This is a genomic window from Paenibacillus sp. FSL L8-0663 (assembly GCF_038008125.1).
Taxonomy (GTDB): domain Bacteria; phylum Bacillota; class Bacilli; order Paenibacillales; family Paenibacillaceae; genus Paenibacillus; species Paenibacillus polymyxa_D.
This window is the reverse complement of record NZ_JBBOYM010000001.1, coordinates 5,061,852-5,080,129: the sequence shown is the minus strand read 5'-3', so window position 1 is coordinate 5,080,129 and position 18,278 is coordinate 5,061,852. Positions and strand designations below refer to the sequence as shown.

13 protein-coding genes are annotated in these 18,278 nt (G+C 47.9%); 12 read left to right on the top strand and 1 reads right to left on the bottom strand.

All coding sequences use genetic code 11. The annotated features are described in order from the left end of the window. Nucleotides 1–209: 209 nt before the first annotated feature. The 3 genes from secA (at nt 210) to MKY75_RS22455 (ending at nt 5,229) form a co-directional block, all read left to right on the top strand. A complete protein-coding gene (gene secA / locus MKY75_RS22465) occupies nt 210–2,660 on the top strand; it encodes a preprotein translocase subunit SecA (protein WP_134903256.1) in 2,451 nt (816 codons plus the stop codon). Nucleotides 2,661–3,118: 458 nt separating this feature from the next. Further along, a protein-coding gene (gene prfB / locus MKY75_RS22460; protein WP_103047450.1) for a peptide chain release factor 2 occupies nt 3,119–4,232 on the top strand; the annotation gives its coding sequence in 2 pieces (ribosomal slippage) (nt 3,119–3,190 and nt 3,192–4,232; 1,113 coding nt in all). Between the two features lie 97 nt (nt 4,233–4,329). Beyond that, nucleotides 4,330–5,229, top strand: a complete 900-nt coding sequence (locus tag MKY75_RS22455) for a YitT family protein (protein ID WP_340887117.1) — start codon at nt 4,330–4,332, stop codon at nt 5,227–5,229. Between the two features lie 99 nt (nt 5,230–5,328). Here the strand turns inward: MKY75_RS22455 and MKY75_RS22450 are convergent, their stop codons facing one another. Next, nucleotides 5,329–6,243 carry an SMP-30/gluconolactonase/LRE family protein gene (locus MKY75_RS22450; protein WP_340886564.1) on the bottom strand — a complete coding sequence of 305 codons (915 nt, stop codon included), beginning with the start codon at nt 6,241–6,243 and terminating at the stop codon, nt 5,329–5,331. Between the two features lie 418 nt (nt 6,244–6,661). Here MKY75_RS22450 and argC point away from each other — a divergent pair, with 418 nt between their 5' ends. From argC to MKY75_RS22405, 9 genes are all read left to right on the top strand, one after another. Next, nucleotides 6,662–7,711, top strand: a complete 1,050-nt coding sequence (gene argC, locus MKY75_RS22445) for an N-acetyl-gamma-glutamyl-phosphate reductase (RefSeq protein ID WP_340886560.1) — start codon at nt 6,662–6,664, stop codon at nt 7,709–7,711. 105 nt (nt 7,712–7,816) lie between these two features. Continuing rightward, the gene (gene argJ / locus MKY75_RS22440) at nt 7,817–9,043 is read left to right on the top strand and encodes a bifunctional glutamate N-acetyltransferase/amino-acid acetyltransferase ArgJ (RefSeq protein WP_069010676.1); all 1,227 of its coding nucleotides are present in this window, start codon (nt 7,817–7,819) and stop codon (nt 9,041–9,043) included. A 118-nt stretch (nt 9,044–9,161) separates the two neighbouring features. Continuing rightward, on the top strand, nt 9,162–10,001 hold the full coding sequence (argB, locus tag MKY75_RS22435; RefSeq protein ID WP_029514564.1) for an acetylglutamate kinase: 840 nt from the start codon (nt 9,162–9,164) through the stop codon (nt 9,999–10,001). Nucleotides 10,002–10,056: 55 nt separating this feature from the next. Then, the gene (locus MKY75_RS22430) at nt 10,057–11,319 is read left to right on the top strand and encodes an acetylornithine transaminase (protein WP_340886558.1); all 1,263 of its coding nucleotides are present in this window, start codon (nt 10,057–10,059) and stop codon (nt 11,317–11,319) included. A 48-nt stretch (nt 11,320–11,367) separates the two neighbouring features. Further along, the gene (argF, locus tag MKY75_RS22425; protein ID WP_165146279.1) at nt 11,368–12,324 is read left to right on the top strand and encodes an ornithine carbamoyltransferase; all 957 of its coding nucleotides are present in this window, start codon (nt 11,368–11,370) and stop codon (nt 12,322–12,324) included. Nucleotides 12,325–12,387: 63 nt separating this feature from the next. Continuing rightward, the gene (locus MKY75_RS22420; RefSeq protein WP_069010680.1) at nt 12,388–13,623 is read left to right on the top strand and encodes an argininosuccinate synthase; all 1,236 of its coding nucleotides are present in this window, start codon (nt 12,388–12,390) and stop codon (nt 13,621–13,623) included. Nucleotides 13,624–13,709: 86 nt separating this feature from the next. Beyond that, nucleotides 13,710–15,122, top strand: coding sequence for an argininosuccinate lyase (gene argH / locus MKY75_RS22415; RefSeq protein WP_340886555.1), 1,413 nt, complete (start codon nt 13,710–13,712; stop codon nt 15,120–15,122). Between the two features lie 447 nt (nt 15,123–15,569). Next, complete coding sequence (locus MKY75_RS22410; RefSeq protein WP_029514559.1) at nt 15,570–15,821, top strand: hypothetical protein; 252 nt, start codon at nt 15,570–15,572, stop codon at nt 15,819–15,821. Further along, nucleotides 15,814–18,273 carry a glycosyltransferase family 2 protein gene (locus tag MKY75_RS22405; RefSeq protein ID WP_340886553.1) on the top strand — a complete coding sequence of 820 codons (2,460 nt, stop codon included), beginning with the start codon at nt 15,814–15,816 and terminating at the stop codon, nt 18,271–18,273. Before MKY75_RS22410 ends, MKY75_RS22405 begins: the two co-directional genes overlap by 8 nt. The last annotated feature ends 5 nt before the right edge of the window (nt 18,274–18,278 follow it).

Below are 18,278 nucleotides of genomic sequence, written 5' to 3'. Positions count from 1 at the left end.
AATTGTTTTGGTATCTTTAACCGGATGCAAATCTGGAGGCTGCTTGTGTTGCGGCATGTCCTACAAACTGTTACAATTTATGCAAAGAACATCGCACGATGGGCTGGTACAGCCGGGCCTGTCAAACATATCGGGAATCAATTTCATCATGGACCCTTTCTTATTGTGAAATTGATTCTATTAATTGTTTTGCGCGAAAGGGGTAAACCATGCTAGGAATTGTTAAGAAAATCTTCGGAGATACCAATGAACGTGATGTTAAGCGTTTAATGAAGACGGTTGAACTGATCAATAAGATAGAGCCGGATTTCGAAAAGCTCTCGGATGAGGAGTTGCAAGCGAAAACGGCAGAATTTAAAGCTCGGGTCGAACAAGGGACTACGGCTGAAGAAATTTTGCCGGAAGCTTTTGCAACGGTTCGCGAAGCGTCCAAGCGGGTGCTGGGTAAACGTCATTATGACGTACAGATGCTCGGCGGTATTGCGCTGCATGAAGGTAAAATTGCCGAGATGAAAACCGGTGAAGGTAAAACACTGGTAGGAACACTGCCGGTTTATTTGAATGCTCTGTTGGGCAAAGGCGTGCACGTGGTTACGGTCAATGACTATTTGGCGCAACGTGACAGCGGAGAAATGGGACAGATTTATAACTTCCTGGGAATGTCCGTAGGGCTGAATTTGGCCAACATGGATCATGCCGCCAAGCAGGAAGCGTATGCTTGTGACATCACGTACGGTACAAACAATGAGTTCGGGTTCGATTATCTGCGCGATAATATGGTGCTTTACAAAGAGCAGATGGTACAACGTCCGTTGTACTTCTGTATCATTGATGAAGTCGATTCCATTCTCGTCGATGAAGCTCGTACACCATTGATTATTTCAGGACAAGCTCAGAAATCGACAGAGCTGTATTTCGCGGCCGACCGTTTTGTGAAGAGCCTGAATGTTGAAGAAGATTACACGCTAGATATTAAGGTGAAGTCGGTTGCTTTGACCGAAAACGGCGTATCCAAAGCTGAAAATTTCTTTGGTCTCGAAAACTTGTACGACCAGGAAAGTGTTACAATCAATCATCACATTGTACAGGCATTGAAGGCTAATGCTATTATGCGTTTGGATGTGGATTATGTCGTAGCTGACGGTGAGGTTCTGATTGTCGATGAGTTTACAGGTCGTCTGATGGCTGGACGCCGTTATAGTGATGGTTTGCATCAAGCCATTGAAGCGAAGGAAAACATCATTGTACAAAATGAAAGCATGACGCTAGCGACGATTACATTCCAAAACTATTTCCGTATGTACCGCAAATTGGCGGGGATGACGGGTACAGCGAAAACAGAAGAAGAAGAATTTAAAAAAATATATGGTCTGGAAGTACTCCAAATTCCAACGAATCGGCCTAACCAGCGTGTAGATATGCCTGATGTTGTATACAAGAGCGTAAAAGGCAAATTCCATGCAGTGGTAGATGAAATCCTGGAGCGCAATAAAAAGAACCAACCGATATTGGTAGGTACGGTTTCTATTGAAAACTCGGAGCTTCTTTCTGAAATGCTGAAACGCAAAGGCGTTCGTCACAAAGTGCTTAACGCCAAGTATCATGCTGAGGAAGCTGAGATTATTTCCCGTGCAGGTGAAGCTGGCGCAGTTACCATCGCTACCAACATGGCTGGACGCGGTACTGACATCGTACTGGGCGAAGGCGTATCAGAACTCGGTGGTTTGCACATCATCGGTACAGAACGCCATGAATCCCGTCGTATTGATAATCAGCTTCGCGGACGTGCAGGACGTCAGGGTGATCCGGGCTCTACACAGTTTTACTTATCGCTGGGCGATGAGTTAATGAAGCGTTTTGGTGCGGACAATGTACTGAATATGATGGAGCGGTTGGGTTTCGAGGAAGACCAACCTATCGAGAGCCGTATGATTACACGTGCTATCGAATCAGCTCAAAAACGTGTCGAAGGCAACAACTTTGATCAGCGTAAAGTCGTTCTCCAGTATGATGATGTAATGAACCAGCAGCGTGCTATTATTTACAAGCAACGCCGTGAGGTGCTGGAATCAGAAAACATCAAGGAAATTGTGTTTGACATGATCAAGCCTGTCATTGAACGTGTGGTGGAAGCTCATTGCGGTGATGACATTCCTGAAAACTGGGAACTTGAAGAAGTAGCAGAGTATGTGAACAACAACCTGCTTGAGGAAAATACACTTACACGTGACGACCTGTGGGGCAAGGAAAAAGAGGAGATCGTGGATATGATCTTCGAGAAAGTTACCAACAGATACCACAGCCGTGAAGAAATGATTGGCGAAGATATGGTACGCGAGTTCGAGAAAGTTATCGTACTGCGTGCAGTCGATAGCAAATGGATGGACCATATTGATGCTATGGATCAATTGCGTCAAGGTATTCACTTGCGTGCTTACGGCGGTACCGATCCGCTGCGCGAGTATCAATTTGAAGGCTTCGAAATGTTCCATGCTATGATTGCTAGCATCCAAGAGGAAGTAGCGACATACATCATGAAAGCACAAATTGAATCCAATCAAGAGCGTCAAGCTGTCATCGACGAAGACAAAATCTCGACGAGTGGTGAACCCGCGGCTCCTAAAAAGAAATCCGCTCCTTCGCGTCCGCGTAGAAAATAACGGATTGAAATTAAGGGAGAAATCTTGAGATACACTATTCCCTGCAGTGCATATAATGGCAGGCGGCAGTTCAACCACTGACCGTCGGCCATTTTGTGCCATACAGGGGTGAGACTGATGTGTTCAATTTATAGCTCTTCTGTTTGAGGGTCAGTTTGAATATTGATGAATGGCTAGATTGCTCTCAATTCTTTTAAAACAATTATGACAAGCAAGCAGGTATCTGCTTGTTTGTCAGTTAATTCAGCAGTTAATCTGGCTCACATAACCAGAGCCAGTTATTTAAAAAGCAGTTTGACTTTACGGCGTTTACGGCGGTCGGTAGCGAAGCGGAGGATTTGAATCTGGAGAAGCGTCAGCGTTCGTAAGATCAAATCATTCGCGCAGCGTCTCCTCACCCAGCCGTAACTCACAACGCTCCACTCCCCCTAACCATATATTAAAAGGAGAATGACATCATGATTGATCCAAGTGTAAAGCATGATTTGCGAGAAATAGGCAAGAAACTAACAAACCTTAGGGGGTCTCTTTGACTTAGATCTCAAACAGGAAATGATCGCAAACTTTGAAGTAAAGATGGCTGCACCTGACTTTTGGGATGATAATGATAAGGCTCAAGGTGTAATTGCAGAAATGAACGCTGTTAAGTCATCAGTAGACAGCTATGAACAGCTTCGTCAGGAATATGAAGACGCTGGTATGATGGCTGAGCTGGCTGATGAGGAGGGCGATGAAACACTGGCTGGAGAGATCGAGAACAGTGTCACTTCTCTGCTGAGTAAGCTTCAGGAGTTTGAATTGCAATTGCTTTTGAATCAGCCGTATGACAAACTTAATGCCATTCTGGAGTTGCATCCGGGAGCAGGTGGAACTGAGTCCCAAGACTGGGGACAAATGTTGCTACGGATGTATACACGCTGGGCAGAAAAACGGGGCTTTAAGGTAGAAACCCTGGATTATCTAGCGGGTGATGAAGCAGGGATTAAGAGCGTAACCCTTTTGATCAAAGGTTACAATGCCTACGGCTATTTGAAAGCAGAGAAAGGCGTGCATCGGCTTGTTCGTATCTCTCCATTTGATTCCTCCGGCCGTCGACATACATCGTTCGTATCCTGTGATGTGGTGCCTGAAATTGCGGATGATGTGGACGTTGAAATCCGCACGGAAGATCTTAAAATTGATACGTACCGGGCCAGTGGTGCGGGCGGTCAGCATATTAATACGACTGATTCAGCCGTTCGGATTACGCATTTACCTTCCGGTATTGTCGTGACCTGTCAGAATGAACGTTCCCAGATCAAGAACCGAGAGCGTGCCATGACGATGCTCCGTTCCAAGCTCTACGAGCGTAAGATCGAAGAGCAGCGTCAGCATTTGGACGAAATCCGCGGAGAACAGTCCGATATTGCATGGGGCAGCCAAATTCGCTCCTACGTGTTCCATCCATACAGCATGGTTAAGGATCACCGTACTAGCGTGGAGACTGGTAACGTAGGAGCTGTCATGGATGGCGATCTCGATCCGTTCATCGATGGTTACCTGCGCAGCCAAATTAAGCTGGACGCAGAATAATAGCCTGTACGTTTTCCTACAGTCCGCAGACCATGTGCCTGCAGACTGTAGGAATTTTTGTGTAACGGTATTTTTTAACTAAAGGAGAACACGAATGATGTCTCAATTAAATCCTCCCGCTGCTCGCCGAAGACGACGCAAGCCTCTGATTGCCGCCAGCGGACCCGCACGCAACGTGACCGATATTTTACTGATTATACTCGGATCTTTCATTACAGCGCTGACCTTTAACATGTTCTTGCTCCCGAACCGGATTGCATCCGGGGGGGTATCGGGCTTGTCTATCTTGGGCGAGGAGCTGTTTGGCCTGGAACCAGCCTATACGCAGTGGGGAATGAATATTCCGTTATTTATAGCAGGGGTCCTGCTGTTAGGGAAAAAATACGGTTTGCGTTCTCTGCTGGGAAGTATTATGCTGCCACTATTCGTTTATGTGACGAAGGACTGGGCAGTTCCGACAACAAATCCGTTGCTGGCTTCGCTATATGGTGGAATCGGAGTAGGGTTGGGTTTGGGTACCGTGTTTCGGGGCAGGGGCTCGACGGGTGGACTGGCTATTTTGGCGCAGATTATTCAAAAGTATACGGGGTTTAGTCTTTCTCTCTGTGTCATGTTGATGGATGGCACAGTGATTACACTGGCTGGTTTCGCCCTCTCGCCGGAACGGGCGCTGTATGCGTTGATCGGCTTGTTTGTAACGGGCAAGGTCATTGATGCCGTGGAAATGGGACTGAGCTACTCCAAAGTGGCTTACATCATATCGAATCAGAAAGAAACGATCACGCAGGCTATTTTGCAGGATCTGGACCGAGGATTGACAGAACTGGCGGGACGGGGCGGTTACACGAACGAAGAACGTCCTGTGCTTATGGTTGTAGTCGGACAAAACGAGGTAACTCGCCTTAAAACGCTCGTCCGTTTGGTAGACCCGGAGGCTTTTGTGATTATTAGTAATACTCGTGAGGTATTGGGTGAAGGGTTTAAGAGGGAAAGCTGAAACAAAGGGGCCTGTCTGAGGCATGCTCTTAACTGAATCCATGCAGGAGAGCCCACTAATATAGTAGGCTCTTCTCTCTTCAGTATGGCTTTACTAGATTCATTTTACTAATCGTTCAAGCCAATTTGCAGGTTGTCCTTGATTAAAATACGAGGTTGGCGTTCCTTTCACCCCTGTTTTGACCATAAATAGACCGCCTGCTAAGGGTTGATCGGCACTGTCGTCATCTTGAGCAGTTGTAATATATAACTCATCCAGATGTTCACCGCCAAAAGCGCACGAAGTCACACAATTGACGGGAAGCGACACCTCAGCAATCACTTCTCCATGAGCAGGATGGATACGGGAGACACGTTTACCACCCCATCTCGCGATCCACAACATGCCCTCTGCATCGATGGTCATGCCATCTGGATACCCTTCACATTCATCCAATCTAGCCACCAGTTGCTTATCCTTAATAGTGCCTTGCACCACATCGTAATCGAAGGAGACCACCTCCAATGTTGGAGTATCAATGTAATACATTGTACGATGATCTGCGCTCCAGGCTAATCCATTAGATATGGAAGCTTTACCAACCAGTAAGGAGACCTTGCCTTTTGTGTTCAGACTATACAATGCTCCTTGCGCATGTTCGCCATTTAGACTCATGGTTCCTGCTAAAAAACGTCCGGCAGGATCGCATTTTCCATCATTAAAACGATTACCTAGTCTACCTTCCTCAGGATCATGAATTAATACTTTGGCCCCTGTCTCAATATCTAAACAATATAGACCGCTAATCAGCGCTACGATCACTTTATTTTTGAGATAAGGTACAACTGCACCAATATGTTCACCAACATTTATTGTACGATCTGTGCATGTAGAAGGATCGTAGATATGCAATTGAAAGCCTTTAATATCGACCCAAAATAAACGTTGAAACCGCTGATCCCAGCTGGGACCCTCGCCTAACTTTGCTTTTGCATCTATAACGATATTCGCTGTATATGTTTCGATGTGTAACACCCCTAACGTATAGGTTTATTTTCGACCCCAATTATCCGCTTCAGCGGTTCCTCTGAGCAGATTCACTAGATGCAGTGCATGTGATTTCCTCTTGTATGTAGTGCTACATGTACTCCCTTCATGTTCAACAAGTCCATAAAGTGCAGCAAATGACCAATCGAGATGAACTCCAATAAGTGAGATCATGTAAAGGGAATATCCCCCTTATTCTTTATGCAAAGTGGCAAGCTGTATTCAAGAAGTTCGCTGTCTATTTTTTTATTTACTTTATTATAGCTCGTATAGCTTGTCGGTCAAAAGAATAGACAAGAGCGCATATTTTAAATTAGGGGGAATAACATGACATGAGGTGTTGTATTTATATAAATAGAGTCGTATAATAATACATATTTCATACGAACGGAATGGAGGAAGGTCTGTGAGCAGCAAGTTAAAAGTGGCAATTGTCGGTTCCACCGGGTATGGCGGGGTGGAGCTGATTCGTTTTTTGGTTCATCATCCGCAAGTAGAGATTGTATCTGTTATTTCTTCGTCCAGCACGGGTGTCCCAATCAGTGACGGATTTCCACATCTGACGGACATTGTGGTGCAGGATTTGGACGGTGTCGAAGTCCACGAAATTGCTGCTAAGGCCGATCTGGTTTTCACTGCTACGCCATCGGGCGTTAGTACCAAGTTAGTGCCGCAGCTTCTTGATGTCGGACTGAAGGTCATTGATCTTTCCGGGGACTTCAGGCTTCGAAGCGGGGAAACGTATGAAGCATGGTATAAAAAGCCTGCAGCTTCACCCGAATATCTCAAGCAAGCGGTATACGGACTCAGTGAGGTGTATGCAGAAAAGCTGGCGGGCGTTTCTTTTATTTCAAATCCAGGCTGTTATCCGACTGCAACATTACTGGGGATTATTCCTGCGCTGAAAGCGGATTGGATCGACCATCGGTCGCTGATTGTGGATGCCAAATCCGGTGTATCCGGCTCGGGTAGGGGAACAAGCCTCGTTTCGCACTATGCGGAAATGAACGAGAATTTTAAGGCTTATAAGGTGAATAAGCACCAGCACATCCCTGAGATCGAACAGGTACTGGGCGATATTGCGGGCGAGGACGTTACGATTACGTTTACAACACAACTTGTTCCTATGACCCGAGGAATTATGAGTACGATTTATGTCACGCTGAAGGGTGAGCATACAGATCAAGATCTTATCGGGTTATACCGGGATTATTATAAAGGCCATCCTTTTGTCCGTGTACGTGGCGAAGGTATATGGCCAGCAACGAAGGAAGTAATGGGTTCGAATTACTGTGACATTGGTTTTGCAGCAGATGCCCGAACCGGGCGTCTTACGATTATTTCTGTCATTGATAATGTTGTGAAGGGTGCCGCTGGGCAGGCGATTCAGAATTTAAATTTGATGATGGGATGGGAGGAGAACCTCGGGCTAGGCTTCATACCGGTATATCCGTAAGTAGCAAGTAACTGCAACATGGATACGGATAACGGCAGCGAGCGGGAATTTGGAATACAAACAGCTGTCATTCATCGAATATGTTGCGAACGAGGGCACATAATTATGGGCAAAGTAGAGTTTACAGTAGTAAACGGGGGTAACATCGTAACTCCGCGTGGTTTTACAGCCGGAGGATTACACTGCGGGCTAAAAAATTCGAACCGCAACGATATGGGCGCGATTCGTTGTGAGGTAGAAGCGACAGCTGCTGCGGTGTACACCACCAATGTGTTTCAGGCTGCACCGCTGAAGGTGACCCGCGAGAGCTTGGCAGATGGTCGATTGCAGGCAGTAGTGGTGAACAGCGGAAACGCTAATGCCTGCACGGGACAACAAGGAGAGCAGGATGCCTACGCTATGCGTTCGGCTGCGGCTCATGAACTGGGTGTTGCTGAGAGCAATGTAGCCGTCGCCTCGACAGGCGTGATCGGCGAGCATTTGAAAATGGATTGTGTGCTTGAAGGTATATCCTCCTTACCTGACCGTATGAACGGGGCAAACGATGGAGCAGAGCAATTTACCCAAGCCATTCTGACAACGGACTTGGTTAAAAAGGAAGCATGTGTGGCGGTTGAAGTGGACGGTGTGACCGTGCACATCGCCGGGGCGGCCAAGGGATCGGGCATGATACATCCGAATATGGCAACGATGCTCGCTTTTATGACCTGTGATGCAGTAATCGGACAGACGGCGCTTCATCAACTATTAAAGCAGGCAACGGATACCAGCTTTAATATGATTACGGTGGATGGGGATACGAGCACGAACGATATGCTGATTGCTATGGCAAGTGGGCTGGCTGGCAACCGTGAACTGCACGTAGGGCATCCCGATTGGGACGCTTTTGCCGAGGCGTTCACCTATATCTGCCGAGAACTGGCGAAGGCAATTGCTCGCGATGGAGAGGGTGCTACGAAGCTAGTAGAGGTGTCTGTAAGCGGAGCGGTAAGCGATGCGTCCGCTCAAGCGATAGCCAAGACGGTGGTTGGGTCTAGTCTGGTCAAGTCAGCCGTCTTCGGAGCAGATGCGAATTGGGGACGGATTATTGCGGCCGTAGGGCGTGCTGGAGAGCCAGTTAATCCAGAAACGGTAGATATTCGCTTGGGTGATATTGTTGTGCTAAGCCAATCAAGTCCGGTTGCTTTTGATGAAGAAGAGGCGCTAGCCTATTTGCGGGGAGATACGGTGCAAATTATTGTTGATTTGCATCACGGAGACGGAACCGCTACAGCATGGGGCTGTGACCTAACCTATGATTATGTGCGGATTAACGCAGCTTATCGGACATAGATACCCGAATAAAATACGGATTGAATAAGGATAGTAGTTAATAGAAGCAAAGAGCGGATATAAGTCCAGCATCATTTAAAAATTGCACGGATATGCGGAGAAGAAAAGGAGAGATGATATGCAATCGGCAGTGGAACACGCGGATCAAGCGAATCATGCGGGAGTGGCACGTCGTAATTTTGTGATGAAATGCGGAGGAAGTACGCTGGCTGCGTTACCTGATTCCTTTTTTGAAGATTTGGCGCGTTTGCAGTCGGAAGGTCTTCAACCTGTCATTGTACATGGCGGTGGCCCTGCGATCTCCGACAACTTGGCGAAGCTGGGGATCGAAACAGAGTTCATTCATGGATTACGCAAAACGACCGAACCCGTGCTGGATGTCGTGGAGATGGTACTGGCGGGTAGCATTAACAAGCAGATTGTACGTAGAATAGGACTGCATGGGGGCCGAGCGTTGGGGTTGTCAGGTAGTGATGGTTATTTAATCGAAGCCAAGCCTGTGTCGAATGCTGCTGAGGTCGGTTGGGTCGGAGAGGTAACATCTGTTCAAGCCTCGATTATTACAGGTGTCCTGGATATGGACTATATGCCTGTTATTGCCCCCATCGGGATTGATCGATCTGGTCAGCGTTACAACATTAATGCGGATACAGCGGCGGGTGCGGTAGCCTCTCATCTGGGGGTCAGTCGGATGATCGTCGTTACAGATGTACCAGGCATATTGAAGAAGTATGGCGGAGAAAAGAAAGTGCTGGACTCTATCACCGTACAGGAAATTGAGGATATGATTAGCACAGGTGAAATATATGGGGGTATGATCCCGAAAGTGAGAGCGGCTATTGCCTGTATCCACGGCAAAGTGAAGGAAGTCGTCATTGTGAACGGTAGCGAACCGCAGGTACTAAGTCGTGTGCTAGGCGGAGAATCGATTGGAACACGCATCGTGCGTATGCAGTAATTGTAATATATATAGCTCGACCTATATAACCAAACGATAAAGGAGCGTGAACATAATGAGTAAGGAACCGAATACGCTGGTGAGCAAGGAAATGCCAAGTACGGATGGAAGTGGAGTGCAAGCGGAAATGGAGCCGGCAAAAACGCAGACAAATAGCTCTCTTTTTCCAAACTACGCAAGATACCCGCTTACACTGGTGAAAGGACAAGGAAGCTGGCTGTGGGACGATCAGGGCAAGCGTTATCTGGATTTCATGTCAGGCATTGCCGTTACCAATCTCGGCCATGCGCCTCAAGCAGTAGCTGAACGATTGAAAAAACAGATCGATGAATTGTGGCATGTATCCAATCTGTTTCATATACCGGGGCAGGAACGGGCAGCTGCCTTGCTGACAGCCCATAGCAGCGCAGATGCCGTGTTCTTCTGCAACAGCGGGGCCGAAGCGAACGAAGCTGCAATTAAGCTGGCGCGTCGTTACCACCAGAAGGTAAAGCAGACCGGTCGCTACGAAATCATTACGTTCACGCAATCCTTTCACGGACGGACGCTGGCAACCTTGACCGCTACGGGTCAGGACAAAGTGAAAGAAGGCTTTTTACCGCTTCCCGCCGGATTCAAAAGCGTTCCGCTTCATGATCAGACGGCGCTTGAAGCAGCCATCAGTGAGAATACGGCGGCAATTATGCTGGAAATGGTGCAGGCCGAAGGCGGCATGTATCCGGTAGACCCTGCTTTCGTAGACGTGATCACCAAGCTATGCCGCGAGCATGGTTTGCTGCTGATCATTGACGAAGTGCAAACAGGTATGGGACGGACGGGCAAGCTGTTTTCCTTTGAGCATTATGGTATAGAGCCAGATATCTTTACATTGGCGAAAGGACTGGGCAGTGGTTTCTCTGTGGGTGCGATGCTAGGCAAAGGATATTTGCGTGAAGCGTTCACAGCGGGCAGTCATGGTTCTACCTTTGGAGGTACGCCACTTGCTATGGCGGCGGTTCAAGCTACTATTGAAACGATTATTGATGACAAGCTGCCAGAACGTGCAGCAGAGATGGGAGATTACCTCTTCCATAGCCTGCAAAAGCAGCTTGGAGATAGTCCTTTTGTAAAGGATATCCGTGGAAAAGGTTTGATGGTCGGCATTGAGTGTGCAGAGCCGGTAGCGGAGCTTGTTTTGGCAGGACAGAAGAAGGGCATTCTGTTCATTACAGCAGGACCGAATGTGATTCGCCTGTTGCCTAACTTGTATGTAACGAAAAACGAAATAGATCAGGCTGTAACATGGATTGCTGAATTGATTCGGGAGCATGTGGCTTAGTGTAAAGATCAAATCATCCCAGACTAGAGTGTAAAAGGAGACGATAGCATGAGCCAGGGCGGCGCACTGCAGCAGATGAATTTGAAAGGACGGGACTTCCTGGAGCTGGACGATTACTCGCCAGAGGAAATCCAGTATTTAATTGATCTCGCTGTTGAAATTAAGCGTAAGCATAAAAACGGGGAAACCTATCAGCCGCTAAAAGGGAAAACGCTCGGACTGATTTTCGAGAAATCCTCTACCCGCACACGGGTATCTTTCGAAGTCGGTATGTATCAATTGGGTGGGCATGCCCTTTTCCTCAGCAAAAATGACATTCAACTGGGACGCGGCGAACCGATTAGCGACATGGCCCAAGTCATGTCACGTTATCTGGATGGCATTATGATTCGTACCTTTGGACACGATAATGTGGTAGAGTTGGCACGTTATGCGTCCATTCCTGTGATCAATGGATTGAGTGATTTGGCGCATCCGTGCCAAGTGCTAGCAGATTATCAAACCTTGTATGAGCAAAAGGGTGAGCTAAAAGGGCTCAAATTGGCTTACATCGGAGACGGTAACAATATGGCTCATTCTCTCTTGATTGGGGGGGCGAAGCTTGGAGTGCATGTGTCGATTGCAAGTCCAGCTGGATACGAGCCTGACCCGAGTGTGGTCGCAGCTTCCCGTGAAATTGCCAAACAGACAGGTAGTGAGATCGTTATAACCCAAAGTCCGCAGGAAGCAGTACAAGATGCGGATGCGATCTACACAGATGTGTGGGCGAGCATGGGATTTGAGGAAGAGCAGAAGGAGCGGGAGCTTGCTTTTGCCGACTTTCAGGTGAATGAGGAGCTGGTTAAGCTGGCAAAGCCGGATTATTTATTCCTGCATTGTCTCCCTGCGCATCGTGGGGAAGAAGTGAGTGCAGGCGTAATCGATGGTCCGAATTCGGTCATCTTTGATGAAGCGGAGAATCGTCTGCATGCGCAAAAAGCGCTGTTAGTTGCTTTAATGGCATAAGATTGATAGGTATTGATAGGTAAAGAAGATAAGGGCTAGAAGCATTCGGGGAGGACTTTAACAATGGCAAAAGAAAAAATCGTACTCGCATATTCCGGCGGTCTGGATACGTCGGTTATTCTGAAATGGCTCAAAGAAACTTATGATGCTGAAATCATCGCTTTCACCGCAGATATTGGTCAAAAAGAAGAACTGGACGGTTTGGAGGAAAAAGCACTCGCTACAGGGGCTTCCAAAGTGTACATTGATGATCTGCGTGATGAATTCGCCAAGGATTTTATCTATCCGATGTTTCAGGCGGGTGCTTTATATGAAGGACAATATTTGCTCGGAACGAGTATTGCACGTCCATTGATCGCTAAGCGGATGGTCGATATTGCGATTGCCGAGGGAGCAACAGCCATTGCTCACGGGGCAACAGGCAAAGGTAACGATCAGGTACGCTTCGAGCTGAACGCGGCGGCGTTGACGCCGGATATCAAGGTGATTGCACCTTGGCGGCTGGAAGAGTTCCGCAATCAGTTCCCGGGCCGTGCAGAAATGATTGCCTATGCGGAAAAACACGACATTCCGGTAACTGCTTCTGCAGCCAAGCCATACTCCATGGACCGTAATCTGCTGCATATCAGCTATGAAAGCGGCGTGCTGGAGGACCCTTGGTTTGATCCAAGTGCTCCTGAAAATAAAGAAATGTTCTTGCTCAGTAACGCGCCTGAGGACGCTCCTGATGAAGCAGAATATTTGGAGTTGGAATTTGAAGCAGGTAACTGCATCGCTTTGAACGGAGAACAGCTTAGTCCATTGCAAGTGATGGAAAAACTGAATGAGCTCGGCGGCAAGCATGGTATCGGACGCGTGGATATGGTGGAAAACCGTTTTGTTGGTATGAAAAGTCGGGGAGTCTATGAGACGCCGGGCGGTACGATCCTGTTCACAGCTCACCGCAAAATGGAATCCATCACGATGGATCGCGAGGTTATGAATCTGCGTGATAGTCTGATTACCCGTTATGCTACCTTGGTTTACAACGGTTTCTGGTTCGCACCGGAACGTGTCGCTTTGCAGGCTCTGGTTCATGAGAGTCAGAAAAATGTCAGTGGTACCGTGCGTGTGAAGCTGTACAAAGGCAACATTATCGGCGCAGGCGTTAAAAGTCCGGTTAGCTTGTACAACCCGGACATTGCGACCATGGAAGCCGATCCGACACAAGCCTACGATCAAGGCGATGCAACAGGCTTTATCCGCTTGAATGCTCTGCGTTTGAAGGTCAATGCGGGTGTAACACAAAATCATAAATAATGATGTAACCTAAAAAATGTACGGGATGCGGGCCGTTCTTGTCCAAACGACGAGGGCGGCTTGTATTGCAGAGAGGGGATCATGCAATGAGTAAGCTATGGGGCGGACGGTTTACGAAGCAAACGAACAAGCTGGTAGAGGAATATACGGCTTCTATCGGGTTTGATCAGGCGTTGGCGGAAGAAGATATTCAAGGCAGTTTGGCTCATGTGGCCATGCTAGGAAAATGTGGAATTATTCCGCAGGAGGATGCAGACACGATCAAGGAAGGACTGCACACCGTTCTGGAGCGTATCCGCCGTGGGGAAATTGAATTTTCCGTTTCGGATGAGGATATTCACATGAATATCGAAAAAAATCTAATCGAGGCTATTGGTCCAGTGGGGGGTAAACTACACACTGGGCGTAGCCGTAACGATCAGGTAGCAACGGATATGCACTTGTATTTGCGTGGACGTGTGGTATCGCTGGTGGGTATGCTGCATGATGTACAAGCTGCATTAATCGGCCAAGCAAAGGATAATCTGGACACGATTGTACCTGGATACACACACTTGCAGCGTGCGCAGCCTATTTTATTTGCACATCATCTGCTGGCGTATGTGTCTATGCTGGAGCGTGATATTGACCGACTCAAAGACAGCTACAAGCGGATTAACGTGTTGCCGCTTGGCGCGGGTGCTTTGGCCGGGACCACTTTTCCGATCGACCGTCATTTTGTAGCCGAGCAACTGGGATTTGATGGCGTATATGAAAATAGCCTCGATGCCGTCAGCGATCGGGATTTTATCGTAGAGTTCCTGGCTGGCGCCTCGCTGATTATGACGCATTTGTCTCGTCTGAGCGAAGAATTGGTGCTATGGAGCAGCACGGAGTTTGGTTTTGTCGAGCTGGATGATGCTTTTTGTACAGGCAGCAGCATTATGCCGCAGAAGAAAAACCCGGACGTACCGGAGCTGGTACGTGGTAAAACCGGACGTGTCTATGGAAACCTCGTGGGCTTGTTGACTGTACTGAAATCCTTGCCGCTGGCATACAACAAGGATATGCAGGAGGACAAGGAAGGGATGTTCGATACCGTTGCCACGCTGGAAGGAGCCTTGCAACTGTTCGCACCGATGATCGCCACGATGAAGGTGAACAAGGATCGCATGCGTCAAGCGGTCAACCAGGACTTCTCCAATGCAACGGATATTGCGGACTTCTTGGTCGGCAAAGGGCTTCCGTTCCGTCAGGCGCATGAGGTCATTGGCAAAACCGTACTGTATTGCATCCAGCATGGAAAATATTTGCTTGATCTGACACTGGACGAATTTCAGCAGTTTTCGGATTTGTTTGATGAGCGTATCTATGAGGTACTTCAACCGGAAGCGGTAGTGAATGCACGGAATGTATATGGTGGAACCGCTACCGGTCAGGTACAGGCAGCCATTGGGCGCAGTGAACAGCTCCTGGCGAATACATCAACATGGTTTGAAGGGCACAAGCAAAAAAAATAATCAGTAAAGAAAGATATTATTCTCTTGCATAGCAGCGGGATGCTGTGTAAAATCAAATTTTAAGGAATTAGCAATCAAAGATTCTAAGGCACCGTTCGCGGTGTCTTTTGTGCTTTTTGGGGCATTAATTCATAGTTCCAAATACCTATTACTACACTAGTGTGAAAGTTTCTAGAATTTACATTTTTGTATACTACGTCTACGGTGATTATGGTAGAATAGCACTAAGTTTTTCATTGAATTACCAATTCAATAGGACAAGAACTATATTCAATAAATAAATGTCAAGTTACTAGGGGCTCTTTTGGTCAAGTGAATTTCATAAATGTGTAAATGAAGGGCTTGAATGAGAACAGAGGTATGTCCTGGTTTTGGGAGAACGGCATGTATATGCTTTAAAGTAGTGACGTAGCAAAAGGCAGAGTCGGGATGATTCAGGGAGGTATTATGAGAACTAAAAGGACGGCGCGTCAGTTAAAGAGCGCTTGGATCGGTTATCGCGCTTCTGAAGCCGATCAACTGATATCTTCATTGCATGAGGAACGGATACAAGCGGAGGAGTTACTGCGCGAGGAGCGGGAACTTTTTCACGCGGCGCTGGAACGAAAAAAGCAGCGGGATGCGGAGTTAAAGCAGCTGCTTGCAGATGCGCTTGCGGAAGAGCGGCGCTGGATTGAAAGGGCGGGAATTCATGGGTGACAAGCTTAGGTGGCAGGTTGGAGGAGTTTCAATTCGCCAAACCAAGAGAAGAATAAAAGAAGAGCGTCAGCGAATCGAACAACTGCAACAACAGCTAGAGGCTCAGCGGGCAGAGCAGGCTCCGGTGCTGTACAAGCTTGATTTTCATATCGAAGAGTTGGAACGGCGACTTCAGGATACAGAACTTCGTATCGAGGCTATACGGAACGCCAATGATACAGCAGCAGCTGTGGAACAATTGCTGGATGAAGGGATACAGGATGGACAGGCGCAGGAGGCTCAAGTCCAATATGCATCTGGCCAGGAACAGACAGCAGCAGGAGCTGCTATGGTCACTGCTTCCAGTATCCCTGGTACGGAAGGCGAAGAGGCAGCAACAGGAACGCGGAGCGGCCGAAACGGCAAGGCCCGTCTGGGGGATCAACTGGTGGAGAACGGGATGATCACCCGCGATCAGCTGACAGATGCCATCCGCAACCAGAAGCGCTACGGTGGTAGGCTGGGCGATATTCTTGTAGAAATGGGCTTCATTACAGCCGAGCAGCTACAGGAACAGGTTGGCGGCGACGAGTCCAAGGAGCGCCTAGGCGATATGCTGGTTCGTTCCGGTTATATATTGCCGGAACAACTGGAACGCGCACTGGAGTTCCAGGCGAAGAGCGGCGGGCTGCTGGGCGACATCTTGCTGTCATTGCAAATGCTGGAACCTGCGGATTTGTACCGCGCGATTGCTACACAGAACCGGATCGGGCGTATTGGTGAGGAACTCGCGCTGGATGCGGCGTACAAACTACCCGAGCAAGTGGCAATGGCTTATGGCGTGGTCGTTATCCATCAATATATGAACCGATATATTGTGGCGGTCAGCGATCCGCTGCCAGAAGAGCGACGCTTGAAGCTGGAGGGAATTCTGGGTATGCCGGTAGAGCAGGTGCTTGCTACGAAGGAAGAGATGGAGCAGCTCTGGGGTAAAATCTACGGTGAAGAAATGATGCAGGAGAGCACGACCGGGCTGTTGGAAAAAGAACCGCACAATTCGGCGCGGACGACTTTTACAAAGGGACAACTTTGGGTGTTCGCAGCCATGGGTATGATTACACTGCTCGGTCTCTTCTGGAACAGTTGGAAAACGGTGTTGATCATCAATATGATGATTCAGCTGTTTTATTTTGCGATGACGCTATTTAAATTTGGCATTATTTATCTTGGTTCCCGGCGTGGGGCGCAGCTTCGTTTTACGAAGGAAGAGGTTGACGCCATGGATGAAAAGAAACTGCCGATCTATACCATTCTTGTACCTATGTATAAGGAAGCGGGCGTGCTTCCGATGTTGTTGCGAAATTTGGAGCAGCTGGATTATCCCAAGTCCAAGCTGGACGTGCGGCTGCTGATTGAAGAGGATGACATTGAGACGATTGAGCTACTTCGGGAAATGAAGCTGCCGGCCTATTACACGACACTGGTCGTTCCAGACGGTTTGCCGAAAACCAAGCCGAAGGCATGTAATTATGGACTTATTCGGGCACGTGGCGAGTTTGTCGTGATTTACGATGCTGAGGATCGTCCTGACGCTGATCAGCTTAAAAAGGTCATTGCAGCGTTCGATTCACTCCCTGAGCATTATGCGTGTATTCAGGCGAAGCTCAACTATTTTAATAGTACACAAAATTTGCTGACCCGCTGGTTCACTCAAGAATACAGTATGTGGTTCGAGCTACTGCTGCCGGGTATTATGCAGTTAGATACCCCAATTCCTTTAGGTGGCACATCCAATCATTTTCGGGTATCTGTATTGAAAGATATTAATGCGTGGGACCCCTATAATGTAACCGAGGATGCCGATCTGGGCATACGTCTGTATAAAGGCGGCTACAAAACTGCTATTGTCGATTCCCGTACATGGGAGGAAGCTAACAGCCGCGTGGGCAACTGGATTCGTCAGCGGTCGCGCTGGATCAAGGGGTATATGCAGACGTGGCTGGTTCATATGCGCAATCCGGTGAAGCTGGTGCGCGAAGTGGGCTGGAAAGGTTTTTTCGGCTTTCAGGTGATGATTTTGGCAACTCCAATGTTGCCGTTGCTGAATCCGATTTTTTGGGGATTGCTTATTTTATGGTTTGGCTGGGAATTGTCCTTTATTCCCAAGCTGTTCCCGGGATATGTGTATTACCTGGCCAGCGCGGAATTTTATATCGGTAACTTTCTGTTCGTATTCAGTAACGTGGCCGGAATGTATTGGGTCATCGGGGAACTGGAAGAGCGCGGTGAACGAACATTTTCATACGCGATGGTCAAATATGGGCTACTCTCGCCGTTATATTGGGTACTAATGAGTATAGCTGCGGTGAAAGCAGCTTGGCAGCTCATTACCAAGCCGTTCTATTGGGAAAAGACGACACATGGTCTGACCGATATGCACGACTTGGATGATACCCCGGCACAGTCCTCCTGAATATG